Origin of the sequence: Shinella sp. SUS2 (assembly GCF_001262505.1) — a bacterium.
Lineage (GTDB): Bacteria > Pseudomonadota > Alphaproteobacteria > Rhizobiales > Rhizobiaceae > Shinella.
In genome coordinates this window covers 326,754-346,542 of the sequence record NZ_KQ410723.1, presented here as the reverse complement: position 1 = coordinate 346,542, position 19,789 = coordinate 326,754, and the positions used below count along the sequence as shown (strand labels likewise).

The following is a 19,789-nucleotide window of genomic DNA, read 5'->3' as shown; positions in this document are numbered from 1 at the left end:
CATGCCTGCTGCCCTGTCGTTTGCAACCCGGGATGCGTCCACGGGGCGCTTCGGGATGACATGGCGTGTGCTTGCTCTCTACAGTCTCCTGACGATTGCGCTTCTGCTCGCACTGTCGCTGCCCTTCGCGACCGATTACGTCGGGGTCGACAACGACGACAGGATGCGCCTCGTCGTGGTGCGGGATCTCCTGGCCGGGCAGAGCTGGTTCGATACGACCCAGTATCGCCTTGGTCTTGCCGGCGGTACGCTCATGCACTGGTCGCGCTTCGTCGATCTGCCGATCGCCAACCTGATCAGCTTCTTCTCGCTCTTCGCCGGGCAGCGACAGGCCGAGGCGCTGGCGCTTGCCGTCTGGCCGTCGTTCCTCGTCCTGCCCGTGCTTTTCAGTGCGGGGCTTGCCGGTTACCGGCTCGGCGGCACCATGGCGATGCACACGACGCTGGTCCTGACGGTCATTCTTATCGTCTCGCTCAACCGCTTCCAGCCCGGTTCGATCGACCACCACAACGTCCAGGTCGCGCTCATCGTCGGTATTGCCGCGATGCTGCTCGCCCCCGCCATGCGGGCGCGCGATCACGCCATTGCCGGCGTGCTTGCCGGTTTTGCCATTGCCATTGGCGTGGAGACGACGCCGCTCATCGGCGCGGTCTGCCTCGTCGTCGCCTTGCGCTGGGTCTGGCATGGCCGTGCCTTCCGTGATGTGGCCACCGCCTTCGGCCTTTCGCTCGCCCTGACGGTGACCGCCGCCTTCTTTGCCACCGTCGCGCCGTCGCACTACACGCAGGTGACCTGCGACAGCCTCTCCTATGGCTTTTATGCCTTGGCGACGTTCGGCGGTGGCACGCTGTTTCTCACGGCTTCGCTGGCGAGCACCTGGTCTTTCCGCGGCCGATTGGCTGCCCTTGCGACTGCAGGGGGCATCGTTGCCGTCGCGGTGCTGCTGGTCGCGCCCGGGTGCCTCGCCAATCCGCTCGCCGCGCTTGATCCGTTGCTGAAGACCTTCTGGCTCGACATGGTCATCGAGGCCCAGTCGGCGCTGGCGCAATTCCGTCTCGATCCCACATCGATCGGCAGTTTCTACGCGACGGGTCTTCTCGCCATCGCCGTCTGCGTCAGAAGCGTCTATCGCCGCGAGGCCACCGAGGCGCATCTTATCCTGCTAGCGCTGCTGGCCGTCGCCTTTGCCGTTTCCCTCCTCCAGGTCCGTGGCTCGATCTTCGTCCATGTGCTCGCCGCCATTCCACTTGGCCGAATGATCGCCGAGCTGCGCACGGCCGCCAATGCGCAGCCGAAGAACCTGAGGCTGGGCCTTGCCTTCGCCGGTCTGACGCTTGCCTCGACGCCCGCAACCTGGGCGCTCGCCGGCGCCCTGGTGCCGGGCTATTCCGGCAATGTGTTGCGCGCCGAGCTTGCCGGCGGAGCGAAGCCGCCGGCCTGCACCGACGAGGCCGTTCTGGCGCCGCTCGCCCGCGAGCCGGCCGGTGTGGTGGCTGCCGTTTCGGATATCGGCACGTCGATCTTGCGTTTCAGCGGTCATCGCGTGCTCTCGGCGCCCTACCACCGCAATCAGGGCGGCATGCTGACGCAGCTGCATATCGGCCTGTCCAATCCCCGCCAGGCCGAGGCTTTCCTGCGCGGTGCCGGCGTGACGCTGCTTGCTTTCTGCCCCGGCAACACCGAAACGCTGCTTCTTGCGGATGCGGAGCCGGAAGGGCTCTATGCCGACCTTCTGAAAGGGGAGGTCCCGGCGTATCTCGAACCGGTCGAAGGGGCCGGAGGGGCTGTGCTGCGCCTCTACCGGGTGAAGCCGGAATAGGGTGGGAAAGCGCAAAGTGGGCTGGGGATGCTGGCGGCAGCACCCTGTCATCCGCCGGCAAACGCACTACACTTTGCCGCATGAGCTTTTTCCCCGAGACTGATTCGCCCAGCAATCTTGCCGAATATTCGGTGTCGGAGCTTTCCGGCTCCATCAAGCGCACGGTCGAACAGGCCTTCGACCAGGTGCGCGTGCGCGGCGAGATATCGGGTTATCGCGGCCCGCATTCTTCGGGCCATGCCTATTTCTCGCTGAAGGACGATCGCGCGCGCATCGATGCGGTGATCTGGAAGGGCAGCTTTTCGCGCCTGCGCTTCAAGCCGGAAGAGGGCATGGAGGTGATCGCGACCGGCAAGATCACCACCTTCCCGGGCTCCTCGAAATACCAGATCGTCATCGAGGCACTGGAGCCGGCCGGTGCCGGTGCGCTGATGGCATTGCTTGAGGAGCGTCGCCGCAAGCTCGCCGCTGAAGGCCTTTTCGATGCCGAACGCAAGAAGCCGCTGCCGTTCCTGCCCAAGGTGATCGGTGTCGTCACCTCGCCGACTGGCGCCGTCATCCGCGATATCCTGCACCGCATCGCCGACCGCTTCCCGGTCCATGTCGTCGTCTGGCCGGTCAAGGTCCAGGGCGAAGGGTCGGGGCAGGAGGTTGCCGCGGCTATCGAGGGCTTCAACGCCTTCGAGCCGGCCGGCCCGATCCCGCGACCGGACGTGTTGATCGTTGCCCGGGGCGGCGGCAGTCTCGAAGACCTCTGGAGCTTCAACGACGAGATCGTCGTGCGCGCTGCCGCGGCCTCGAAAATCCCGCTGATCTCCGCCGTTGGCCACGAGACGGACTGGACGCTGATCGACCACGCCGCCGATCGCCGTGCCCCGACGCCGACGGGGGCGGCCGAAATGGCAGTGCCGGTCAAGGCCGATCTCGATGCGGAAATCGCTTCGCTCACCGCGCGCCTGCGCGGCGCCACGGCGCGCCAGATGGACAGCCGTCGGCAAGGCGTTCGCGCACTCGCCCGGGCGCTGCCCTCGCTCGACCAGCTTCTCGCCTTGCCGCGCCGCCGGTTCGACGAGGCGGCGGCGGGCCTTGGCCGCGGCCTGCAGATGAACACCGTGGGCAAGCGCCGCGCCTTCGAGCGTACGGCAGCGCATTTGCGGCCCGACATGCTGCTGACGCGCATCGCCGAGCGGCGCCAGCGCGTCGCCGACCGCCTGCAGCGCGCCGACCGCATCGTCGAGCGCCGGCTCGACCAGGTCCGTGCGCGCCTTTCCGCTTTCGATGTTTCGCTGCGCGCAACACCCGCCCGTATCGCCGCGCAAACCGGTCGCGCGCGTGACCGCCTGTCGGGTCTTGCGCTGCGTGCCGAAAGCGCGCTTGCCGGCGACCTTGCCCGCCGCCGCGCCCTTCTGCAGGCGCAGGACCGCATGCTGCAGTCGCTTTCCTACCGGAATGTCCTGAAGCGTGGCTATGCGCTGGTGCGCGACGAGGAGGGGGCGCCGGTGAAGGGCGCCGCCAGCCTTGGCCCCGGCCGCGCCATTGCCATCGAGTTCGCCGACGGCACGGTGGATGCCGTCACCGGAGCCGGCAGCGGCGTGCCGCCACGCAAGAAGGGCATGAAGGGCGAGGTGGAGGAAAAGCCCGCGCCCCGCCAGGGCTCGCTGTTCTGAGGCCGGCATGCGCATCCTGCTCGTGCTCGCCCATCCGCTGGAAGAGAGTTTTGCCGCCGGCATCGCCGAAACGGTGCGGCGGAGGCTGGAGGCAAACGACCATGTGGTCGATCTGCTCGACCTCTACCGCGAGGGCTTCGATCCGCGCCTGACGCCCTCCGAGCGGTCGCGCTATTTCGAACCGGGCTATGATCCGTCCGATGCCGAACCCTTCGTCTCCCGCCTGAAAGCGGCGGAAGGGCTCGTGCTCGTCTTTCCGCAATGGTGGTTCAATTTCCCGGCCATCCTGAAGGGGTTCTTCGACCGGGTGTTCGCCCCTGGCGTCGCCTTCGAGAACGATCCGGCCGGGGGGCGCATCCAGCCGCGGCTCGGCAATATCCGCCTCTTCTGGGCCTTCACCACGACCGGCTCACCCTGGTGGGTGGTGCATCTCTATATGGGCAACCCGGTGAAGCGGCTCCTGAAGCGCGGCATCGCCGCCTTCTGCGCCAAGGGCCTCGATTTCAGGATGGTGAGCCTGCACGACATGGACCGTGCGAGCGAGGAGAAACGCAAGGCGCATTTAGCACGCGTCGAGCGGCTCGCCGGCAGTCTCTGACCGGGAGAAATCCGGAAAAACCGCGAAACGGTTCCGCGTCGAGGAAAAGCGGAGATGCTCTACTCGAACGCGGCGAGGAACTTTCGCAAAAGGTCGTCCAGTGCCACGCGCTCGTCCGCGCTCAGCGTCTCCAGCAGGCGGTGCTGGTTTTCCACATGGGCCGTGACCGCCATATCGACCAGTGCAAATCCCGTCGGCGTCAGCGCAATGATGACGCTGCGCCGGTCTTCCGGGTTGTGCGAGCGTTCGATGAGGCCTGCCTTTTCAAGCTGGTCGAGCCGGTTGGTCATCGTGCCCGAGCTGACCATGGTGGTGGCGAGCAGATCGCCCGGCGAAAGCCGGTAGGGCGGGCCGGTGCGGCGCAGGGTCGCCAGCACGTCGAAGCTTGCCGAGTTCAGCCCGTGCGCAGCCATCGCCTTCTCGATTTCCCGCGCAAGATGGGTGCGCAGCCGCGCGAGGCGGCCGAGCAGGCCCATCGGCGCGATATCGAGGTCGGGCCGCTCCTGCCTCCATTGCATAAGAATTCTGTCGACGTGATCCATGGCCGGATTTAGCGGCCCCATCGTCTTGACGTCAAGATAAAATGATATATCTTGATTTCAAGATTCTTTGATTGGAGATAATCATGTCTCGCACCACCGATGTCCTCCTCACTGCAACCGCTCCAGCCATTTGGGGCAGTACCTATGTCGTGACGACAGAGCTTCTGCCGGCCGGCTATCCGCTCACCGTCGCCATGTTGCGCGCGCTGCCGGCGGGGCTCCTTCTTCTGCTCCTCGTCCGGCGCCTGCCGCAGGGTGTCTGGTGGCCGCGGACCTTCCTGCTCGGCGCGCTGAACTTCTCGTTCTTCTGGGCGATGCTGTTCGTCTCGGCCTATCGTCTGCCGGGCGGCGTTGCGGCAACGGTCGGCGCCATCCAGCCGCTGATCGTGCTCGGGCTTTCGCGCGCCGTCATCGGCACGACGGTGCGGCCACTCGCCGTCTTCGCCGGTCTTGCCGGTATAGGCGGGGTAGCGTTGCTGGTGCTGACGCCCTCGGCGGCCCTCGACCCGGTCGGTGTCGCCGCTGGTCTTGCCGGCGCGGTTGCCATGGCCTTCGGGACGGTGCTGTCGCACCACTGGAAGCCGCCGGTGCCACCGCTCACCTTCACTGCCTGGCAGCTCACCGCGGGCGGCCTGCTGCTCGTGCCTGTCGCGCTCTGGTTCGAGCCGGCCCTGCCGGTGCCGACGACGGAAAACCTGCTCGGGTTCCTCTATCTCGGCGTGATCGGCGCTGCGCTCACCTACATCGTCTGGTTCCGCGGCCTTGCGCGGCTCGACCCGGCGACGATCTCGCCGCTCGGTTTCCTCAGCCCGCTCGTTGCCGTCGTGCTCGGATGGGCGCTGCTCGGGCAGGATCTCGGCCTGTTGCAGACCGCAGGAATGCTCGTGGTGCTCGGGAGCGTCTGGCTTAGCCAGCGGGCGCAGGCTGCGCGTCCGGTATCCGACGGGATCAGTCCGCGCCGTCCTGTGCCCGCCGGCGTGCAGCCGTCAACCCGGTGAAGACCGCATGGGCGAGATCGGCGTCGATCATCGCGGAAAGGCCGGCCGCCGTGGTGCCATGGTATTCCATGAACAGTTCCACGATATCGGCCGGCGTATCGCTGACACTGGCCATCTGCGTGGCGGCGCCGAGGAAGAGCTGGCGGACCGCAAGGACCGCCGTCTCCGGGCCGATGCCCGCTTCGATCGCATGGCGGATCATCGCATCGGCCATCAGCGCCGGAAAGGCCGCGCCCGATCCTGTCAGTGCGGTGAAATAGTCGAGCTCGTGCTCGTCGGTGATGAAGTGCTGACGGCCCGAGGCTGCAAAGAAGCGCCGCGCGAAATCCGCTTCCGGGTTGCGCACGTCGTCGGTCATGCACCAGGGCGTGAAGGACAGCCGCTGCTCGGCGCAGGCATTCGGCATCGCCCGCACGATACGCCGCGCGCCGAAGCGGTCGCTGATCTCCTCCACCGTCACCCCCGCCATGACGGAGATGACGAACCGCCCGCGCAGGTCGATATCGATCTCGTCGAGATCGCCGGCTCGGACGGACAGGACGATGGTGTCGCAGGCATCGACGAGGATCGCGTTGTCCGTCGTCATGTGCACGCCCGGCCAGGCTTCGTAGCCTGAAATGTTGCCCGAGCGGGAAGAAAGCACGAGGTCGGCCGGCTTGATGAGGCGGTCGGTCAGCACCGGCCGGAGCAAGGCCCCGGCCAGCCATCCGCCGCCGCCGATCACGCCGAGATGGTTCATGCCCACTCGCCGCCGCGCATGACGGGCGCGCGGCTGCCATCGGCGCGGATACCGTCGATGTCCACTTTGTCCGAGCCGATCATCCAGTCGATATGGATGAGGCTTTCATTGCCGCCCTGTGCGCGGATCTGATCCGGCGTCAGGCTCGCGCCGTCGAGGAAGCACTTCGAATAGCACTGGCCGAGCGCGATGTGGCAGGAGGCGTTCTCGTCGAACAGCGTGTTGTAGAACAGGATGCCGCTCGCCGAGATCGGCGAGGAATGCGGCACGAGGGCCACTTCGCCGAGCCGGCGCGCGCCCTCGTCGGTGTCCAGCACCTTGTTCAGCACTGCCTCGCCCTTCGACGCCTTCGCCTCGACGATCCGGCCGCCCTCGAAGCGTACCTGGATATCGTCGATCAGCGTGCCCTGGTGGGAGAGCGGCTTGGTGGAGGAGACATGGCCCTCGACGCGCAGCGCATGCGGCGTGGTGAAGACCTCTTCCGTCGGGATGTTCGGATTGCAGGTGATGCCGTTCTTGGCCATCGATGCGCCGCCGTGCCATTCGTGGCCGTCCGCCAGTCCCACGGTCAGGTCCGTGCCCGGCCCCTTGAAGTGCAGCGCGGCGAAGCGCTCGCCGTTCAGCCAGGCCGAGCGCCTGGCAAGGCCCGCATTGTGCGCGGCCCAGGCGGCGACGGGGTCGGCGACATCGACGCGCGAGGCGGCGAAGATGGCATTGGCGAGCTTTTCGACCGCCACCTCTTCCGGGTCGTTCGGGAACACCTGCTTGGCCCAGGACGGGTTCGGATAGGAGACGATGTTCCAGTTGATGTCGAAATTGGCGATCTTTTCCAGCGCCGGCTTGTAGGCCATGGAATTCGCCTTGTTGGCGCGGGCGACCTTGCCCGGATCTTCACCCGAGAGCAGCATCGGATTGTCGCCGGCAATGGCAAGGCGTGCGGCGCCGTTGGCATAGGCCTTGGCCATGCCCTCGTAGAGCCAGTCACTCGCCCGGTCGAAGCTTTCGTCCGGCGCGTGGTGGTAGCGGGCGAGCGTTGCCTCCTCGTCGGCATAGAAGGTGCTGACGAGACCGGCGCCGGCCATATAGGCGTGCTTGGTGATGAGCCGGGCAAGCGGCAGGGCGGCGATGGGTGCCGTCATCACGAGATCCTGCCCCTTCTGAAGCTGAAGGCCGACACGCACGGCGACTTCGGCGAGCTTGTCGAGCTTTTGCGGATCGACGGCGGAGGTGGAATTGGCGGGATAGGTCATGGCATGCCTGTCTGTTCTACTCGGATGAAGGAAACTTAGTGTGCCCGGCGCCGAAAGAGAAGGCGCAATCAGGCAATCACGGGCGCGGCGATCGCCTTCACCGCCGCCAGAACGTCGCGCGGGGCAAGACGTACCTGAAGGCCGCGCTGCCCGCCGTTCATATAGACCTGGTCATGGACCAGCGCCGCCTCCTCGATTGCGGTCGGTACCTGCTTCTTCTGGCCGAAGGGGCTGATGCCGCCGACGACGAAGCCCGTCAGCCGTTCGGCATCCGCCGGCTTCATCATGTTGGCCGACTTGCCGCTGAAGGCGCTTGCCAGCTTCTTCATGCTGACCTCCTGGTCGGAGGGCACGATGACGCAGACCGGTTTGCCGTCCACCTCTGCCATGAGCGTCTTCAGCACCCGGCCCGGATCCTCTCCCAGCGCCTCGGCTGCCTGGATGCCGACGCGGTCGGCATTCGGATCGTACTCGTAGGTATGGACGGTGAAGGAAACGCCGGCTTTGGCAAGGGCCTGGGTGGCGCGGGTGGTCTTGGACATGGCGGACCCGTCATCGATGCGAGAAGGATGACCCGCATGGGTGCAGGAGCGCGGGGGCGCTGTCAACGTTCGATTGCCGAGGGAGATGCGGCGGCGGATTTTGCCGGCGCCAAAGCGCCGCGCCGCCGGGATGCGGCGATACTTCCGAGGCGCCGTTTTTGCGCGCAGCCCTTATCCGGTTTCCGCTACCTTCTCCCCGCGGGCGGGAAGAAGGGGATGCCGCAACGGCTTTCCTGCCAGTTTGCGGCGTGGGGCACATCCCCTCTCTCCGCTTGCAGGGAGAGGAGCAGGTCGAAGCCTCAGACGCGCTCGAGTGCCACCGCGATACCTTGCCCGACGCCGATGCACATGGTGGAGAGCGAACGCTTCTTGCCGGTGAGCTGCAATTCGAGCGCCGCCGTGCCGGTGATGCGGGCGCCGGACATGCCGAGGGGATGGCCGAGTGCGATGGCGCCGCCGTTCGGATTGACGTGATCCGCATCGTCGGCGATGCCGAGCGCGCGCAGCGTCGCAAGGCCCTGCGAGGCGAAGGCCTCGTTGAGTTCGATCACGTCGAAATCGGCAGGCTTCAGGCCGAGCCGGGCGCACAGGCGCTGCGTGGCATAGACCGGGCCGATACCCATGATGCGCGGTGGAACGCCAGCCATGGCGCCGCCGAGAATGCGAGCGATGGGCGTCAGGCCGTATTTCTTGACCGCCGCCTCCGAGGCGATGACGAGCGCTGCGGCACCGTCGTTGACGCCGGAGGCATTGCCCGCCGTCACCGTGCCGCCTTCCTTCCTGAAGGGCGTGCCCAGCTTGGCGAGGGCTTCAAGCGTCGTGGCGCGCGGGTGCTCGTCCTTTTCCACCACGACCGGATCGCCCTTCCGCTGCGGGATGGTGACGGTCGTGATCTCCTTCGCCAGCCGGCCGTTCGCCTGCGCCGCGGCGGCCTTGGCCTGAGAGTGCACGGCGAAGGCATCCTGATCCTCGCGGGAGACTTTGAAATCCTCGGCGACGTTTTCGCCGGTCTCCGGCATGGAATCGACACCGTACTGTTTCTTCATCAGCGGATTGACGAAGCGCCAGCCGATCGTCGTGTCGTGGATCTCCGCATGGCGGGAAAAGGCCGTCTCCGCCTTGGGCATCACGAAGGGCGCGCGGCTCATGCTCTCGACGCCGCCGGCGACGACAAGGTCCGCTTCGCCGGACTTGATGGCGCGGGCGGCGGCGATGACGGCATCCATGCCCGAGCCGCAGAGCCGGTTGATCGTTGTGCCGGACACGGCGACCGGCAGCCCGGCGAGAAGCGAGGACATGCGCGCGACATTGCGGTTGTCCTCGCCCGCCTGGTTGGCGCAGCCGAAGATCACGTCGTCGACGGCTTCCCAGTCGATGTCCGCATTTCTCGCCATCAGCGCCCTCAGCGGGATGGCGCCGAGATCGTCGGCGCGGACGGAGGAGAGCGAACCGCCGAAACGGCCGATGGGCGTGCGGATATAGTCGCAGATATAGGCGTGAGACATGATGTTCCTCTCAAGCATTCCCGGCCGAAACGGGTCGCCCTTCGGTGTTGGGGAATGCGTCAAAAACAGTATCCCGGGGCGAAACCGGCTTCGGGTTTTCCCTAGAGTTCCGGCACGACGAGATCGGCGACGGGGCCATCGACATGCAGCTTCGCGCCGGTCATCGCCTGCAGTTCGTCGATCGTCATGCCGGCAAGCTTTTCGCGCAGCACGAAGCGGCCGCCCGAAACGTCGATGACGGCATGGCTGGTATAGATGCGGGTTATGCAGCCGACGCCCGTCAGCGGAAAGGTGCAGTGCTCGACGAGCTTCGGCTCGCCGTTCTTGGTGACGTGCTCGGTGATGACGACGACTGATTTGGCCCCATGCACGAGGTCCATTGCCCCGCCGACCGCCGGCACACCCTTGGAGCCGACACGCCAGTTGGCGAGGTCGCCGTTCTCCGCCACCTGGTAGGCGCCGAGGATCGCCACGTCGAGATGGCCGCCGCGCACCATGGCGAAGCTGTCGGCATGATGGAAGAAGGCCGAACCCGGCTTCAGCGTCACGGCCTTTTTGCCGGCGTTGATCAGGTCCCAGTCCTCTTCTCCGGCGGGTGGGGCCTCGCCGAAATCGAGGATGCCGTTCTCCGTATGGAAGATCGCCGCGCGGCCTTCCGGCTGGTAGCGGGCGACCATTTCAGGAAAGCCGATGCCGAGGTTCACATAAGCGCCGTCAAAGATGTCCTGCGCGGCGCGCCAGGCGATCTGGGCGTTGGAAAGCTTGATGTCTTCACGTGTATCGACGGTCATGCGTAGGCCACTCCTGCACGGATGAGATCTTCTTCCTGCTTCGGATCGGAAACCTCGACGAGCTGGTCGACGAAGATGCCGGGTGTGATGACCTGTTCCGGATCGATGCCGCCGGGCTTGACCAGCTTGCTGACCTGCACGACGGTTTTTGTCGCCGCCATGCACATCAGCGGGCTGAAATTGCGGGCGGCTTTGTTGTAGGTGAGGTTGCCGTTGGTATCGCCGACATGCGCCTTGATCAGCGCGAAGTCCGCTTTCAGCCAGCGCTCCTGCACATACATGCGGCCGTCGAATTCGGCGACCGGCTTGCCCTTGGCGAGCTCCGTGCCGTAGCTCGTCGGTGTGTAGAAGGCGGGAATGCCGGCGCCGCCGGCCCGGATGCGCTCGGCGAGCGTACCCTGCGGCACCAGCTCCAGCTCGATCTCGCCGGCGAGATAGCGGTCGGTGAAGGCGCGCGGATCGGTGGAGCGGGGGAAGGAGCAGATCATCTTCTTCACCATGCTGGCATCGATCATCGCGGCGATGCCGATGCGTCCGTTGCCGGCATTGTTGTTGATGACTGTCAGGCCCTTCGGGCCTTTGTCGATGAGTGCGTGGATCAGTTCGATCGGGGCGCCGGAGCCACCGAAGCCGCCGATCATCACGACCGCGCCGTCTCCGATGCCCGATACGGCCTCCGCAAGGCTGGGAATTGTCTTGTCCATGCAAAATCTCCCGTTGTCGCCAACAGAGGTAAATCCAAACCGGTAAACCGGCAATCCATTTTGTGCGATATTTGACATTTGTTCAATAATCGCACAAAATGGATTGAACGCCGTGGTGGGATCAGCCGCGGCGCCGACCCCGCTCTCGACGTCATCCTCGGGCCAGACCCGAAGTGACAAAGGAGAGGGCGGAGACAGGAGGGGCAGGCGGCGGCACCCCTGCATGCTACAATGCCGTCCGGCCAGCCGACGAGGAGACAAAGGTGCGGGAAACGGATTTCATCGGCGGATTTGCCAAGGGGCTGATGGTCATCGAGGCCTTCGGTGAGGCAAAACCCCGCCTCACCATCACGGATGTTTCAAAGGAAACGGGCCTCGACCGGGCGACGGCGCGGCGCTGCCTGCTGACGCTGGCCGAACTTGGTTATGCCGCCTATGACGGCAAGTTCTTCGAACTGACGCCGAAGATTTTGCGCCTCGGTCACGCCTATCTCTCGGCGACACCCCTGCCGCGGCTGGTGCAGCCCTATCTCGACCAGCTCTCGGAGAGGGTCGGCCAGAGCGCGTCCGCTTCGGTACTGGACGGGGTCGAAATCGTTTATGTGGCGCGGGCTGCACAGAAGCGGGTGATGTCGATCAACCTCACGCCGGGTTCGCGCCTGCCGGCCTACTGCGCCTCGATGGGCCGCGTTCTCCTGGCCGCTCTCCCGGAAGCGGAGGCGCGGGCGATTGTGGAAGCTTCCGATCGCAAGGCGAACACCCCCTATACCAAGACGGCGCCGGAGGCGCTGATGGAGGAGTTGGCCGGCGTGCGGCGGAACGGTTTTGCCCTGATCGACCAGGAGCTGGAGATCGGGCTTCGCTCCATCGCCGTGCCGCTCGAAAACGCCCGCGGCCGCGTTGTCGCCGCGCTCAATATCGGTGCGCCGGCCGCCCTCGCCTCGGCGGAGGAGATGGTGACCCGCTACCTGCCGGCGATGCACGAGGTGCAGGCGGCACTGCGGCCGGTGCTCGCCTAAAGGCAATTCCGGCCCTGCCGGGTGCCGATCTTGACAGAAGCAAGGTCGCGGCCCCACCTTTTGCACCGCAGCAGGAGGCCGCCATGAGCGACGACGACAGCAAGCTCACCCGCACGAAACGCCGCTGGGCGGACGAGGGCAGGTTCCTCACGGGGCGCATTTCCCGGCCCGAGACCGACCGCCTGCCGCCCGGCCAGCATCTCGTAAAGAACTGGCCGGTGCTCGATCTCGGCCAGCAGCCGGCCATCCGCCGGGAAAGCTGGCGGCTTGACGTGAAGGGTGGCGCGGAAAACCCGCAATCCTTCAGCTGGACGGAGTTCCTGGCGCTGCCGCAGAGCCAAAGACTTTCGGATATCCATTGCGTGACCACCTGGTCGCGCTACGACAACCACTGGGAGGGTGTCGCTACCCGTGATCTGCTCGACCGTGTCATGCCGCGGTCGGAGGCGAGTTTCGTCATGTTGACGAGCTATGACGGCTATACGACAAACCTGCCGCTCGCCGATTTCGCTGTCGAGGACGCTATCCTCGCCACCCATTGGGAGGGCCAGCCGCTCTCGGCGGAGCATGGCGGGCCGATGCGCCTCGTCGTACCGCATCTCTATTTCTGGAAAAGCGCCAAATGGTTGACGCGCATCGATTTCCTGCCCGGCGATCAGGCGGGGTTCTGGGAGCGCAACGGCTATCATATGCGCGGGGACCCCTGGGCCGAGGAGCGCTATTCCGACGACTGAGCGGAAAGCCGCTCCCGTTCCCGCAGCCGCCAGGCGCGCGGTGTCTCGCCCGTCTGGCGCAGGAAGTAGCGGGAAAAATAGGCGGGGTCGGCAAAACCGAGGCCAAGCGAAATCTCCTGCGCTGGCGCCTCGGTGAAGACGAGTTCGCGTTTCGCCTCGTCAATCAGCTTTCGACCGATATAGGCATGGGCCGTCAGGCCCGTCGCGGCCTTGACGATGCGGTTGAGGTGCGTCGGCGAGATGCCGAGCTCGCCGGCGTAGAAGCCGGCCGGCTTCTGGCCGCGGAAATGCTGCTGGATCAGACCGTTGAGATGTTCCATGCGCCGTGCCGTCTCACCGGCGTCGCCTGCTGTTTCGTCCCGGCTCCAGAGCCGCGCGGAAAGCGTCAGGACCGAGACCAGATAGGCCTGCATCAGGTCGGTGCGCCCGCTTCGCCGCGTCGTCCATTCGGCGGCAAGCCGCCTGAGCGTCGAAAGCACGAAGGCGCCGTCCGCATCGCCGGGATCGAGCGGTGTCACGCGCGGCTCGGAAACGAAGCGTCCTGCCTCGCCGGCAAGGCGCAGATGTGAGGCGAGCAGGGTGAAAACATAGCCGTCGACATCGCGGGAAAACCGGAAGCCGTGCTCAAGCGCCGGCGGCACCGTGGCGATGGCGGGCGGGGTCAGCGTCAACCGCCGGTCTTCGAACAGCGCATCGCCCGAACCAGCGGAAATATACAGGATCTGGAAGAAGCTCTCGTGCCGATGCAGGCCGATCTCGTAGCGGTGCAGGCTGCTGCGCGAAGGGATCGTTTCGCAGTGCAGCCAGAAATCCGGACCGTTTCCGGCTCTTTCGCCGTAGAGATCGTAGGTCGGGGCCGGTCGCTTCATCGTTCTGCCACTGTCTCGCGATGTTCGATTTGTACAATTTTGTGGCCGATCCGTCCATTGCTCGGCACCACCCTTCCCGCCGACAATTTGCGAAATGCCAGTTCGGGAGGACACTATGCGCGTTCAGGTCGTCATCATCGGTTCGGGGCCTTCGGGCCTGCTGCTCGGCCAGCTGCTCGGCAATGCCGGCATCGAGACGGTGATCCTCGACCGGTCGAGCCGCGCGCATATCCTTGGCCGCGTGCGGGCCGGGGTGCTGGAGGAGGGCACGACTGCACTGCTCGACCAGGCCGGCGTCGGCGCGCGCATGCATGCCGAAGGCTTGCCGCATGACGGTTTTTCGCTCGCCTTCGACGGTCGCGATCACCGCATCGACCTCTTCGATCTCACCGGCGGCAAGCGTGTCATGGTCTATGGCCAGACGGAGCTGACCCGTGATCTCATCGAACAGCGGGAAGCCGACGGCCGGCTGATGATCCACGAGGCAATAAATGTCACGCCGCATGGCTTCGACGGCGCCACGCCCTACGTGACCTACGAGAAGGACGGTATCACGCACCGGATCGACTGCGATTTCATCGCCGGCTGCGACGGTTTCCACGGCGCCAGCCGCAAGGCCGTGCCGGAGAAGGCGATCCGCACCTTCGAAAAGGTCTATCCCTTCGGCTGGCTGGGCATTCTCGCAGAAGTGCCGCCGGTCAGCGACGAGCTGGTCTATGCCAACCATCCGCACGGCTTTGCCCTCTGTTCCATGCGCTCACGCGCCCGCAGCCGGTATTATCTCCAGTGCGCGCTCGACGAGAAGATCGAAGCCTGGTCCGATGCGCGCTTCTGGGACGAGCTGCGCCGCCGCCTTCCCGCCCATCATGGCGAGGCACTGGTCACCGGACCGAGCTTCGAGAAGTCGATCGCGCCGCTGCGTTCCTTTGTCGCCGAGCCGATGCGCTTCGGCCGGCTGTTCCTCGTCGGCGACGCCGCCCATATCGTGCCGCCGACGGGCGCCAAGGGGCTGAACCTTGCCGCAAGCGACGTACACTACCTTTTCTCCGGTCTCGTGGAACACTATCGGGAGCGCTCCGAGGCCGGCCTCGACGCCTATTCGGCAAGGGCGCTCGCCCGGGTCTGGAAGGCCGTGCGTTTTTCCTGGTGGATGACGAGCATGCTGCACCGTTTTCCCGGGGCCGGCGATTTCGACCAGAAGATCCAGGAAGCCGAACTCGACTATCTCACCCATTCCCGCGCGGCCGAAATGGTGCTGGCGGAAAACTACGTCGGCCTGCCTTACTGACGCGCCGCCCAGGCGGCGATGGAGGCGATCATCGTCGCGTGGTGCTCCGACGCTTCGGCGAGGGCTGCAAGTTCCCAGAGCCGGTGCACGCCGGTCAGGAGATGGATGCGGGCACGATCGAGCGCCCGGTCCGTCAGCTGTTCATAGCTGTCCGCAACCCGCGCGGTGAGGTCGGGGCTGATGAAGTTCGTGTAGATGAAATCCTGGTGCAGCGGGCCGAAACCGGAATCGGCGAAATCGTAGATGCCATTGAGCCGCCCGGCGGCATGGTCGAAGGCCATGTTCCAGCCGTGGCCATCGAAGAACCCGTAGGTTTCGCCATGTGGATCCGGCGCCAGCGTGCGCCAGCCGGAAAGGATTTCGCTCGCAAAGCCATGCAGGTCTTCCGGCAGCAGCGGCAGGGCCCTTGCCGCGATGCCATCGGCATCCAGCCAGCGCTCGATGGGCCGCGCGCCGGCGGCCTCCATCAACGGGCGGGGGAGGGCATGCAGCTGCGTATAGAATCGGGCGAGCGTCTCACCTAACGCCCTTCGCGCCGGCTCCAGCAGTGTCTCGTAGTGTGCGGTTTCCAAGTGGTCGCCGGGGATGATTGTGTGTTCGGAAAAGAGCGGTGCGCCCTCGTGGAGGTGAAGGTCCGGAACGGGCATCGCAAGATGCGGGCGGATGGTCGCGAGGATGGAGGCTTCGCGGCGCAGCGCCTGTTCCGCCTCCTCGCCCTGCGGGAACTTGAAGACGCGACGTTCGTCCACCGCCACCGCATGCGAATGCCAACCGCCCGGCAGTAGCCGGAAGGCGGCATCTGCCAGATCGGGATGAAGCGCGACGATCGCGGTGCGGAAAGAGATAAGTTCGCTTGTCATGCACCCTTCCTAGAGCAATTCCAGCAAAAGCGCGAAGCGGCTTTGCGCCCGCAATTGTGGCGAACCCTCTGGCCGAGGGGCGAAGGGCTCAAGCCGCGGGCGATACCTTGCCTGCCACTTCGCGGATCGTCTGGATGAGGATCGACAGTGGCATGGACGGCACGGCGTCGGTGCGCATGGTGAGGCCGACGGGCCCCTTCGTGCCGCTCGTATCGATCGGCAGCGCTGCGAGCGCACCATCCGCGATATCCGCTGCCACCACCCCTTCGGAGATGATCCAGATCGCATCGCTTTCGCGCACGAAGGCGCGGCCGAAGGCGTCGGACACGGTCTCGATCTGGTTCGGAAGGCCGGCAATACCGTTGGTGATCAGGAAGCTTTCGACGAAGGGGCGGATGATCGAGGCGCGCGTCGGCATCAGCACGGGATAGGCGTCGAGCCCGGCAAAGGCCGATCCGCCGGCAAGCAGCGGATGGCCGGCGCGCACGCAGAAGACCACCTTCTCCGAATAGAGGTGCTCGAAGGAGAAGCCCGTCATCTTCTCCGGTGCAGCAAGGCGCCCGACGACGAGATCGAGGTCGCCGACGCGCAGCTGCTCCAGCAGAACCGCGTTTTCGCCCGTGACGATCTTTAAGCGTGCGCCCGTCTCTTCCGCGAGAAACAGCGCCATCGCCTTCGGCATGATGCGCGTCGAGACGGTGGGCAATGCGCCGATTCGGATCGGCGGGGCATCGCCGGAAAGCGCCTGTGAGACCGAATCGAAGCCTTGCCGGAGCGCCGCCAGCACTGCGCCGGCATGCTTGAGGAAGACCTCGCCATGCCGGGTGATCTTGATGCCGCGCCCCTCGCGCTCGAAGACGGCGACGCCGAGAACCTCCTCCAGTTCACGGATCGTCTTCGTCACGGCAGGCTGGCTGACATGCAGGATTTCCGCTGCCTTCATCACGCTTCTCTGGCGGGCCACCTCGACAAAGGTCTGCAGATGGCGGAACTTGATACGGCTGTCGACCATGGTTTCCATAACCCTCAAGTTAACGAAACGGCATGAAATATCATTTTACCTAACCAGATCAAGGGGCCAGTCTGAGGGTCCGGAGGAGACAGAAGTGCAGTTCGCAACCGTCAACGACGTCATCTTGCACCACCAGCTGATCGGCGGGCCGGCGGGCCGGCCGGTGATCGTCTTTGCCAATTCGCTCGGCACCGACTTCCGCATCTGGCGTGACGTCGTCGTGCGCCTTGCCGGCGACTTCCCCATCGTTACCTATGACAAGCGCGGCCATGGCCTGTCCGATCTCGGCCAGGTACCCTATTCGATCGACGACCACGTCCTCGATCTCGCCGCACTGCTCGACCGGCTGGATGTGAAGGGTGCCGTCATCTGCGGCCTTTCCGTCGGGGGCATGATCGCGCAGGGCCTTGCGGCGAAGCGGCCGGACCTCGTCCGGGCGCTGGTGCTCTGCGACACGGCGCACAAGATCGGCACGGCCGAGATGTGGAATGCGCGTATCGAAAGCGTCGAGACGAAGGGTATCGAAGGTCTCGTCGACGCCGTCATGGAGCGCTGGTTCACGCCGGCCTTCCGTCGTCCGGAGAACGCCGCCTATCACGGCTACCGCAACATGCTCACCCGCCAGTCCGCGGTCGGTTATACCGCCACCTGCGCCGCGCTGCGCGACGCTGACCTCACCCGTTCGACGGAACGCCTTGCCGTACCGACGCTCTGCGTCGTCGGAGACCAGGACGGCTCGACCCCGCCGGATGTGGTGCTGTCCATGGCAAAGCTCATTGCCGGCGCCCGCTACGAGGTCATCAAGGATGCCGGGCACATTCCCTGCGTCGAGCAGCCGGAAATGCTGACGGAGATGATCCGCGCCTTCATCGCCACCCTACCTGCCGGAGACGAGCCCCATGGCTGATGCGCATACCTTTTCCGACCGCTACCGCCAGGGCATGGTGACCCGGCGCGCGGTGCTCGGCGACAGTCATGTCGACCGCGCCTCCTCCGGCGCCACCGCCTTCGACCAGCCCTTCCAGGAGCTGATCACCGAAGCGGCGTGGGGCACGGTCTGGTCGCGGCCCGGCTGGACGATGCGCGAGCGCTCGATGGTGACGATCGCGCTGCTCGCCGCGCTCGGTCACGATGAGGAGGTGGCGATGCATGTGCGCGCCACCGTCAACACCGGCGCCAGCCGCGAGGATATCGCCGAGGCGCTTCTGCATGTCGCGATCTATGCCGGCGTGCCGGCGGCCAACCGGGCGATCAAGATCGCCAAGCACGTCTTCGAGGACATGGACGCCGAAAAGGCGGCCTGAGGAAACCATGACGGACCTTTCCAATCGCAAGCCCGAAACAGGCGCCTTCTTCTCCCGTGATCGCCTGTGGCATCCGCCGGGCCTGACGCCGGGCTACAAGACCTCCGTGCTGCGCTCGCCGCAGAAGGCCCTTCTGTCGCTCGACGGCACGGTTTCGGAAATCACCGGCCCGGTCTTCGGTCACGCGATGCTGGGCGAGCTCGACAACGACCTGATTCACAATTTCGCAAAACCGGGCGAAAGCGCGATCGGCGAGCGCATCATCGTGCACGGCCGGGTGCTCGACGAGCGGGCGCGGCCGGTGGCGGGCGCGCTGCTTGAGTTCTGGCAGGCCAATGCCGGCGGGCGCTACCGCCACAAGAAGGAAAGCTATCTCGCGCCGCTTGATCCGAATTTCGGCGGCTGCGGGCGCACCATCACCGACGAGGATGGCTATTATGCCTTCCGCACCGTCAAGCCCGGGCCCTATCCCTGGCCAAACGGCGTCAACGACTGGCGCCCGGCGCATATTCATTTCTCCGTCTTTGGCCACGGTTTCGCCCAGCGGCTGATCACGCAGATGTATTTCGAGGGTGACCCGATGATCTGGAAATGTCCCATCGTGCAGACGATTCCGGACAAGGCGGCCATCGAGCAGCTGGTCGCCGCGCTCGATTGGGGCAACACGATCCCCATGGATGCGCGCGCCTACAAGTTCGACATCGTGCTGCGTGGCCGTCGCTCGACGCTTTTCGAAAACCGGATGGAGGGCAACTGATGGTGCAGCCGCTCGGTTATCTCAAGGAAAGCGCCTCGCAGACGGCAGGCCCCTATGTCCATATCGGTCTCACGCCGAATTTTTCCGGCATTGCCGGCGTCTATGAGAGCGATCTCGGTGCCACCATGGTGAACGACAGGACGCTCGGGCGGCGCATCACCATCACCGGGCGGGTGCTTGACGGCACCGGCACGCCACTGAAGGATGCGCTGATCGAGATCTGGCAGGCGGATGCGGCAGGTCTCTACAACAGCCCCTCGGAGCTGCGCGGCAGCGCCGATCCCAATTTTACCGGCTGGGGTCGTGCCGCCACCGACGGAGAGACCGGCGAGTACCGCTTCGAGACCATCAAGCCTGGCCGCGCGCCCTTCAAGGACGGCCGCCCGATGGCGCCGCACATTTCGTTCTGGATCGTCGCCCGCGGCATCAATCTCGGCCTCAACACGCGTCTCTACTTCGGCGATGAGGAGGCGGCCAATGCCGAGGACCCGGTGCTCGTCCGCATCGAACACCGGGTGCGCGTGTCGACGTTGATCGCAGCGGTGGACGGGGACAGCTACCACTTCGACATTCATCTGCAGGGCGAGAAGGAAACGGTGTTCTTCGATATCTAGGCTGTGTGCTAAGCTCGGCACCGGCCACGTGGATCCTCGGATCAAGCCCGAGGATGACGAAAGAAGCGAGGTTTGCAGTCAGATTGACGGCGCCGCATGCCGCATCGTTCATGAGGTCCGTGACCTCTCCTCCTCTCCGTCATTCTCGGGCTTGACCCGACGATCCACGCGCTTCCC

Annotated in this window: 21 protein-coding genes; 11 read left to right on the top strand and 10 right to left on the bottom strand. The window is 65.5% G+C overall.

All coding sequences use genetic code 11. From position 1 onward, the window contains the following. Window positions 1-55 precede the first annotated feature (55 nt). The 3 genes from AKG11_RS01640 to AKG11_RS01630 all read left to right on the top strand — a co-directional run bounded on the left by AKG11_RS01640 (window position 56) and on the right by AKG11_RS01630 (window position 4,084). Complete coding sequence (locus AKG11_RS01640) at window positions 56-1,819, top strand: hypothetical protein (protein ID WP_156334048.1); 1,764 nt, start codon at window positions 56-58, stop codon at window positions 1,817-1,819. A gap of 80 nt (window positions 1,820-1,899) precedes the next feature. Continuing rightward, complete coding sequence (xseA, locus tag AKG11_RS01635; protein ID WP_050742719.1) at window positions 1,900-3,486, top strand: exodeoxyribonuclease VII large subunit; 1,587 nt, start codon at window positions 1,900-1,902, stop codon at window positions 3,484-3,486. Between the two features lie 7 nt (window positions 3,487-3,493). Then, the gene (locus AKG11_RS01630) at window positions 3,494-4,084 is read left to right on the top strand and encodes an NAD(P)H-dependent oxidoreductase (protein WP_050742718.1); all 591 of its coding nucleotides are present in this window, start codon (window positions 3,494-3,496) and stop codon (window positions 4,082-4,084) included. A gap of 59 nt (window positions 4,085-4,143) precedes the next feature. Here AKG11_RS01630 and AKG11_RS01625 read toward each other — a convergent pair whose 3' ends face one another. After that, window positions 4,144-4,626, bottom strand: a complete 483-nt coding sequence (locus tag AKG11_RS01625; RefSeq protein WP_050742822.1) for a MarR family winged helix-turn-helix transcriptional regulator — start codon at window positions 4,624-4,626, stop codon at window positions 4,144-4,146. An 83-nt stretch (window positions 4,627-4,709) separates the two neighbouring features. On the opposite strand from AKG11_RS01625, the gene AKG11_RS01620 reads away from it, so the two are divergent. Next, a complete protein-coding gene (locus AKG11_RS01620; RefSeq protein ID WP_050742717.1) occupies window positions 4,710-5,624 on the top strand; it encodes an EamA family transporter in 915 nt (304 codons plus the stop codon). Here AKG11_RS01620 and AKG11_RS01615 read toward each other — a convergent pair. The 6 genes from AKG11_RS01615 to AKG11_RS01590 all read right to left on the bottom strand — a co-directional run bounded on the left by AKG11_RS01615 (window position 5,575) and on the right by AKG11_RS01590 (window position 11,155). Beyond that, complete coding sequence (locus AKG11_RS01615) at window positions 5,575-6,363, bottom strand: pyrroline-5-carboxylate reductase family protein (RefSeq protein WP_023512534.1); 789 nt, start codon at window positions 6,361-6,363, stop codon at window positions 5,575-5,577. The genes AKG11_RS01620 and AKG11_RS01615 overlap by 50 nt on opposite strands. Then, a complete protein-coding gene (locus AKG11_RS01610; RefSeq protein ID WP_050742716.1) occupies window positions 6,360-7,613 on the bottom strand; it encodes an aminopeptidase in 1,254 nt (417 codons plus the stop codon). Before AKG11_RS01610 ends, AKG11_RS01615 begins: the two co-directional genes overlap by 4 nt. A 68-nt stretch (window positions 7,614-7,681) precedes the next feature. Continuing rightward, window positions 7,682-8,155: a Cys-tRNA(Pro) deacylase gene (gene ybaK / locus AKG11_RS01605; RefSeq protein WP_050742715.1), complete on the bottom strand. Its 474-nt coding sequence runs from the start codon at window positions 8,153-8,155 to the stop codon at window positions 7,682-7,684. Window positions 8,156-8,454: 299 nt separating this feature from the next. After that, window positions 8,455-9,660 carry a 3-oxoadipyl-CoA thiolase gene (pcaF, locus tag AKG11_RS01600; protein WP_050742714.1) on the bottom strand — a complete coding sequence of 402 codons (1,206 nt, stop codon included), beginning with the start codon at window positions 9,658-9,660 and terminating at the stop codon, window positions 8,455-8,457. A gap of 101 nt (window positions 9,661-9,761) precedes the next feature. Continuing rightward, window positions 9,762-10,451 carry a CoA transferase subunit B gene (locus AKG11_RS01595; RefSeq protein WP_050742713.1) on the bottom strand — a complete coding sequence of 230 codons (690 nt, stop codon included), beginning with the start codon at window positions 10,449-10,451 and terminating at the stop codon, window positions 9,762-9,764. Beyond that, on the bottom strand, window positions 10,448-11,155 hold the full coding sequence (locus tag AKG11_RS01590; RefSeq protein ID WP_050742712.1) for a 3-oxoacid CoA-transferase subunit A: 708 nt from the start codon (window positions 11,153-11,155) through the stop codon (window positions 10,448-10,450). Before AKG11_RS01590 ends, AKG11_RS01595 begins: the two co-directional genes overlap by 4 nt. A 263-nt stretch (window positions 11,156-11,418) precedes the next feature. On the opposite strand from AKG11_RS01590, the gene AKG11_RS01585 reads away from it, so the two are divergent. Both AKG11_RS01585 and AKG11_RS01580 read left to right on the top strand, forming a co-directional pair. Continuing rightward, a complete protein-coding gene (locus tag AKG11_RS01585) occupies window positions 11,419-12,174 on the top strand; it encodes an IclR family transcriptional regulator (RefSeq protein ID WP_023512540.1) in 756 nt (251 codons plus the stop codon). 83 nt (window positions 12,175-12,257) lie between these two features. Then, on the top strand, window positions 12,258-12,908 hold the full coding sequence (locus AKG11_RS01580) for a sulfite oxidase-like oxidoreductase (protein WP_023512541.1): 651 nt from the start codon (window positions 12,258-12,260) through the stop codon (window positions 12,906-12,908). On the opposite strand, the gene AKG11_RS01575 is transcribed toward AKG11_RS01580, so the two are convergent. Beyond that, window positions 12,893-13,777: a helix-turn-helix domain-containing protein gene (locus AKG11_RS01575; protein WP_050742711.1), complete on the bottom strand. Its 885-nt coding sequence runs from the start codon at window positions 13,775-13,777 to the stop codon at window positions 12,893-12,895. The two genes, AKG11_RS01580 and AKG11_RS01575, sit on opposite strands and share 16 nt — an antisense overlap. 115 nt (window positions 13,778-13,892) lie before the next feature. Here AKG11_RS01575 and pobA point away from each other — a divergent pair, with 115 nt between their 5' ends. Next, window positions 13,893-15,065, top strand: coding sequence for a 4-hydroxybenzoate 3-monooxygenase (pobA, locus tag AKG11_RS01570; RefSeq protein WP_050742710.1), 1,173 nt, complete (start codon window positions 13,893-13,895; stop codon window positions 15,063-15,065). Here the strand turns inward: pobA and AKG11_RS01565 are convergent. Both AKG11_RS01565 and pcaQ read right to left on the bottom strand, forming a co-directional pair. Further along, on the bottom strand, window positions 15,059-15,925 hold the full coding sequence (locus AKG11_RS01565; RefSeq protein ID WP_050742709.1) for a phosphotransferase family protein: 867 nt from the start codon (window positions 15,923-15,925) through the stop codon (window positions 15,059-15,061). The genes pobA and AKG11_RS01565 overlap by 7 nt on opposite strands. Window positions 15,926-16,013: 88 nt before the next feature. Beyond that, window positions 16,014-16,937: a pca operon transcription factor PcaQ gene (gene pcaQ / locus AKG11_RS01560; protein ID WP_023512545.1), complete on the bottom strand. Its 924-nt coding sequence runs from the start codon at window positions 16,935-16,937 to the stop codon at window positions 16,014-16,016. Window positions 16,938-17,031: 94 nt separating this feature from the next. Between pcaQ and pcaD the strand changes: the two genes are divergently transcribed. Genes pcaD through pcaG form a run of 4 tightly spaced genes read left to right on the top strand, consistent with a single transcriptional unit; the run spans window position 17,032 to window position 19,612 of the window. Then, complete coding sequence (gene pcaD / locus AKG11_RS01555; protein WP_050742708.1) at window positions 17,032-17,844, top strand: 3-oxoadipate enol-lactonase; 813 nt, start codon at window positions 17,032-17,034, stop codon at window positions 17,842-17,844. Continuing rightward, entirely contained in the window at window positions 17,837-18,241 is a 405-nt protein-coding gene (gene pcaC / locus AKG11_RS01550) for a 4-carboxymuconolactone decarboxylase (RefSeq protein WP_023516211.1), read from the top strand. The genes pcaD and pcaC overlap by 8 nt, the downstream gene beginning before the upstream one ends. Window positions 18,242-18,248: 7 nt before the next feature. Beyond that, entirely contained in the window at window positions 18,249-18,998 is a 750-nt protein-coding gene (pcaH, locus tag AKG11_RS01545) for a protocatechuate 3,4-dioxygenase subunit beta (protein ID WP_023516212.1), read from the top strand. Beyond that, the gene (gene pcaG, locus AKG11_RS01540; RefSeq protein ID WP_050742707.1) at window positions 18,998-19,612 is read left to right on the top strand and encodes a protocatechuate 3,4-dioxygenase subunit alpha; all 615 of its coding nucleotides are present in this window, start codon (window positions 18,998-19,000) and stop codon (window positions 19,610-19,612) included. The genes pcaH and pcaG overlap by 1 nt, the downstream gene beginning before the upstream one ends. The last annotated feature ends 177 nt before the right edge of the window (window positions 19,613-19,789 follow it).

Excerpts from the sequence above, each read along its gene's own strand:
- AKG11_RS01640 (WP_156334048.1), top strand. The coding sequence starts at position 56 with ATGACATGGCGTGTGCTTGCTCTCTACAGTCTCCTGACGATTGCGCTT.
- AKG11_RS01580 (WP_023512541.1), top strand. The coding sequence starts at position 12,258 with ATGAGCGACGACGACAGCAAGCTCACCCGCACGAAACGCCGCTGGGCG.
- pcaC (WP_023516211.1), top strand. The coding sequence starts at position 17,837 with ATGGCTGATGCGCATACCTTTTCCGACCGCTACCGCCAGGGCATGGTG.
- AKG11_RS01565 (WP_050742709.1), bottom strand. The coding sequence starts at position 15,925 with ATGACAAGCGAACTTATCTCTTTCCGCACCGCGATCGTCGCGCTTCAT.
- AKG11_RS01620 (WP_050742717.1), top strand. The coding sequence starts at position 4,710 with ATGTCTCGCACCACCGATGTCCTCCTCACTGCAACCGCTCCAGCCATT.
- AKG11_RS01610 (WP_050742716.1), bottom strand. The coding sequence starts at position 7,613 with ATGACCTATCCCGCCAATTCCACCTCCGCCGTCGATCCGCAAAAGCTC.
- AKG11_RS01615 (WP_023512534.1), bottom strand. The coding sequence starts at position 6,363 with ATGAACCATCTCGGCGTGATCGGCGGCGGCGGATGGCTGGCCGGGGCC.
- pcaQ (WP_023512545.1), bottom strand. The coding sequence starts at position 16,937 with ATGGTCGACAGCCGTATCAAGTTCCGCCATCTGCAGACCTTTGTCGAG.
- xseA (WP_050742719.1), top strand. The coding sequence starts at position 1,900 with ATGAGCTTTTTCCCCGAGACTGATTCGCCCAGCAATCTTGCCGAATAT.
- pobA (WP_050742710.1), top strand. The coding sequence starts at position 13,893 with ATGCGCGTTCAGGTCGTCATCATCGGTTCGGGGCCTTCGGGCCTGCTG.
- pcaH (WP_023516212.1), top strand. The coding sequence starts at position 18,249 with ATGACGGACCTTTCCAATCGCAAGCCCGAAACAGGCGCCTTCTTCTCC.
- pcaF (WP_050742714.1), bottom strand. The coding sequence starts at position 9,660 with ATGTCTCACGCCTATATCTGCGACTATATCCGCACGCCCATCGGCCGT.
- AKG11_RS01590 (WP_050742712.1), bottom strand. The coding sequence starts at position 11,155 with ATGGACAAGACAATTCCCAGCCTTGCGGAGGCCGTATCGGGCATCGGA.
- AKG11_RS01625 (WP_050742822.1), bottom strand. The coding sequence starts at position 4,626 with ATGGATCACGTCGACAGAATTCTTATGCAATGGAGGCAGGAGCGGCCC.
- AKG11_RS01595 (WP_050742713.1), bottom strand. The coding sequence starts at position 10,451 with ATGACCGTCGATACACGTGAAGACATCAAGCTTTCCAACGCCCAGATC.
- AKG11_RS01575 (WP_050742711.1), bottom strand. The coding sequence starts at position 13,777 with ATGAAGCGACCGGCCCCGACCTACGATCTCTACGGCGAAAGAGCCGGA.
- pcaG (WP_050742707.1), top strand. The coding sequence starts at position 18,998 with ATGGTGCAGCCGCTCGGTTATCTCAAGGAAAGCGCCTCGCAGACGGCA.
- ybaK (WP_050742715.1), bottom strand. The coding sequence starts at position 8,155 with ATGTCCAAGACCACCCGCGCCACCCAGGCCCTTGCCAAAGCCGGCGTT.
- AKG11_RS01630 (WP_050742718.1), top strand. The coding sequence starts at position 3,494 with ATGCGCATCCTGCTCGTGCTCGCCCATCCGCTGGAAGAGAGTTTTGCC.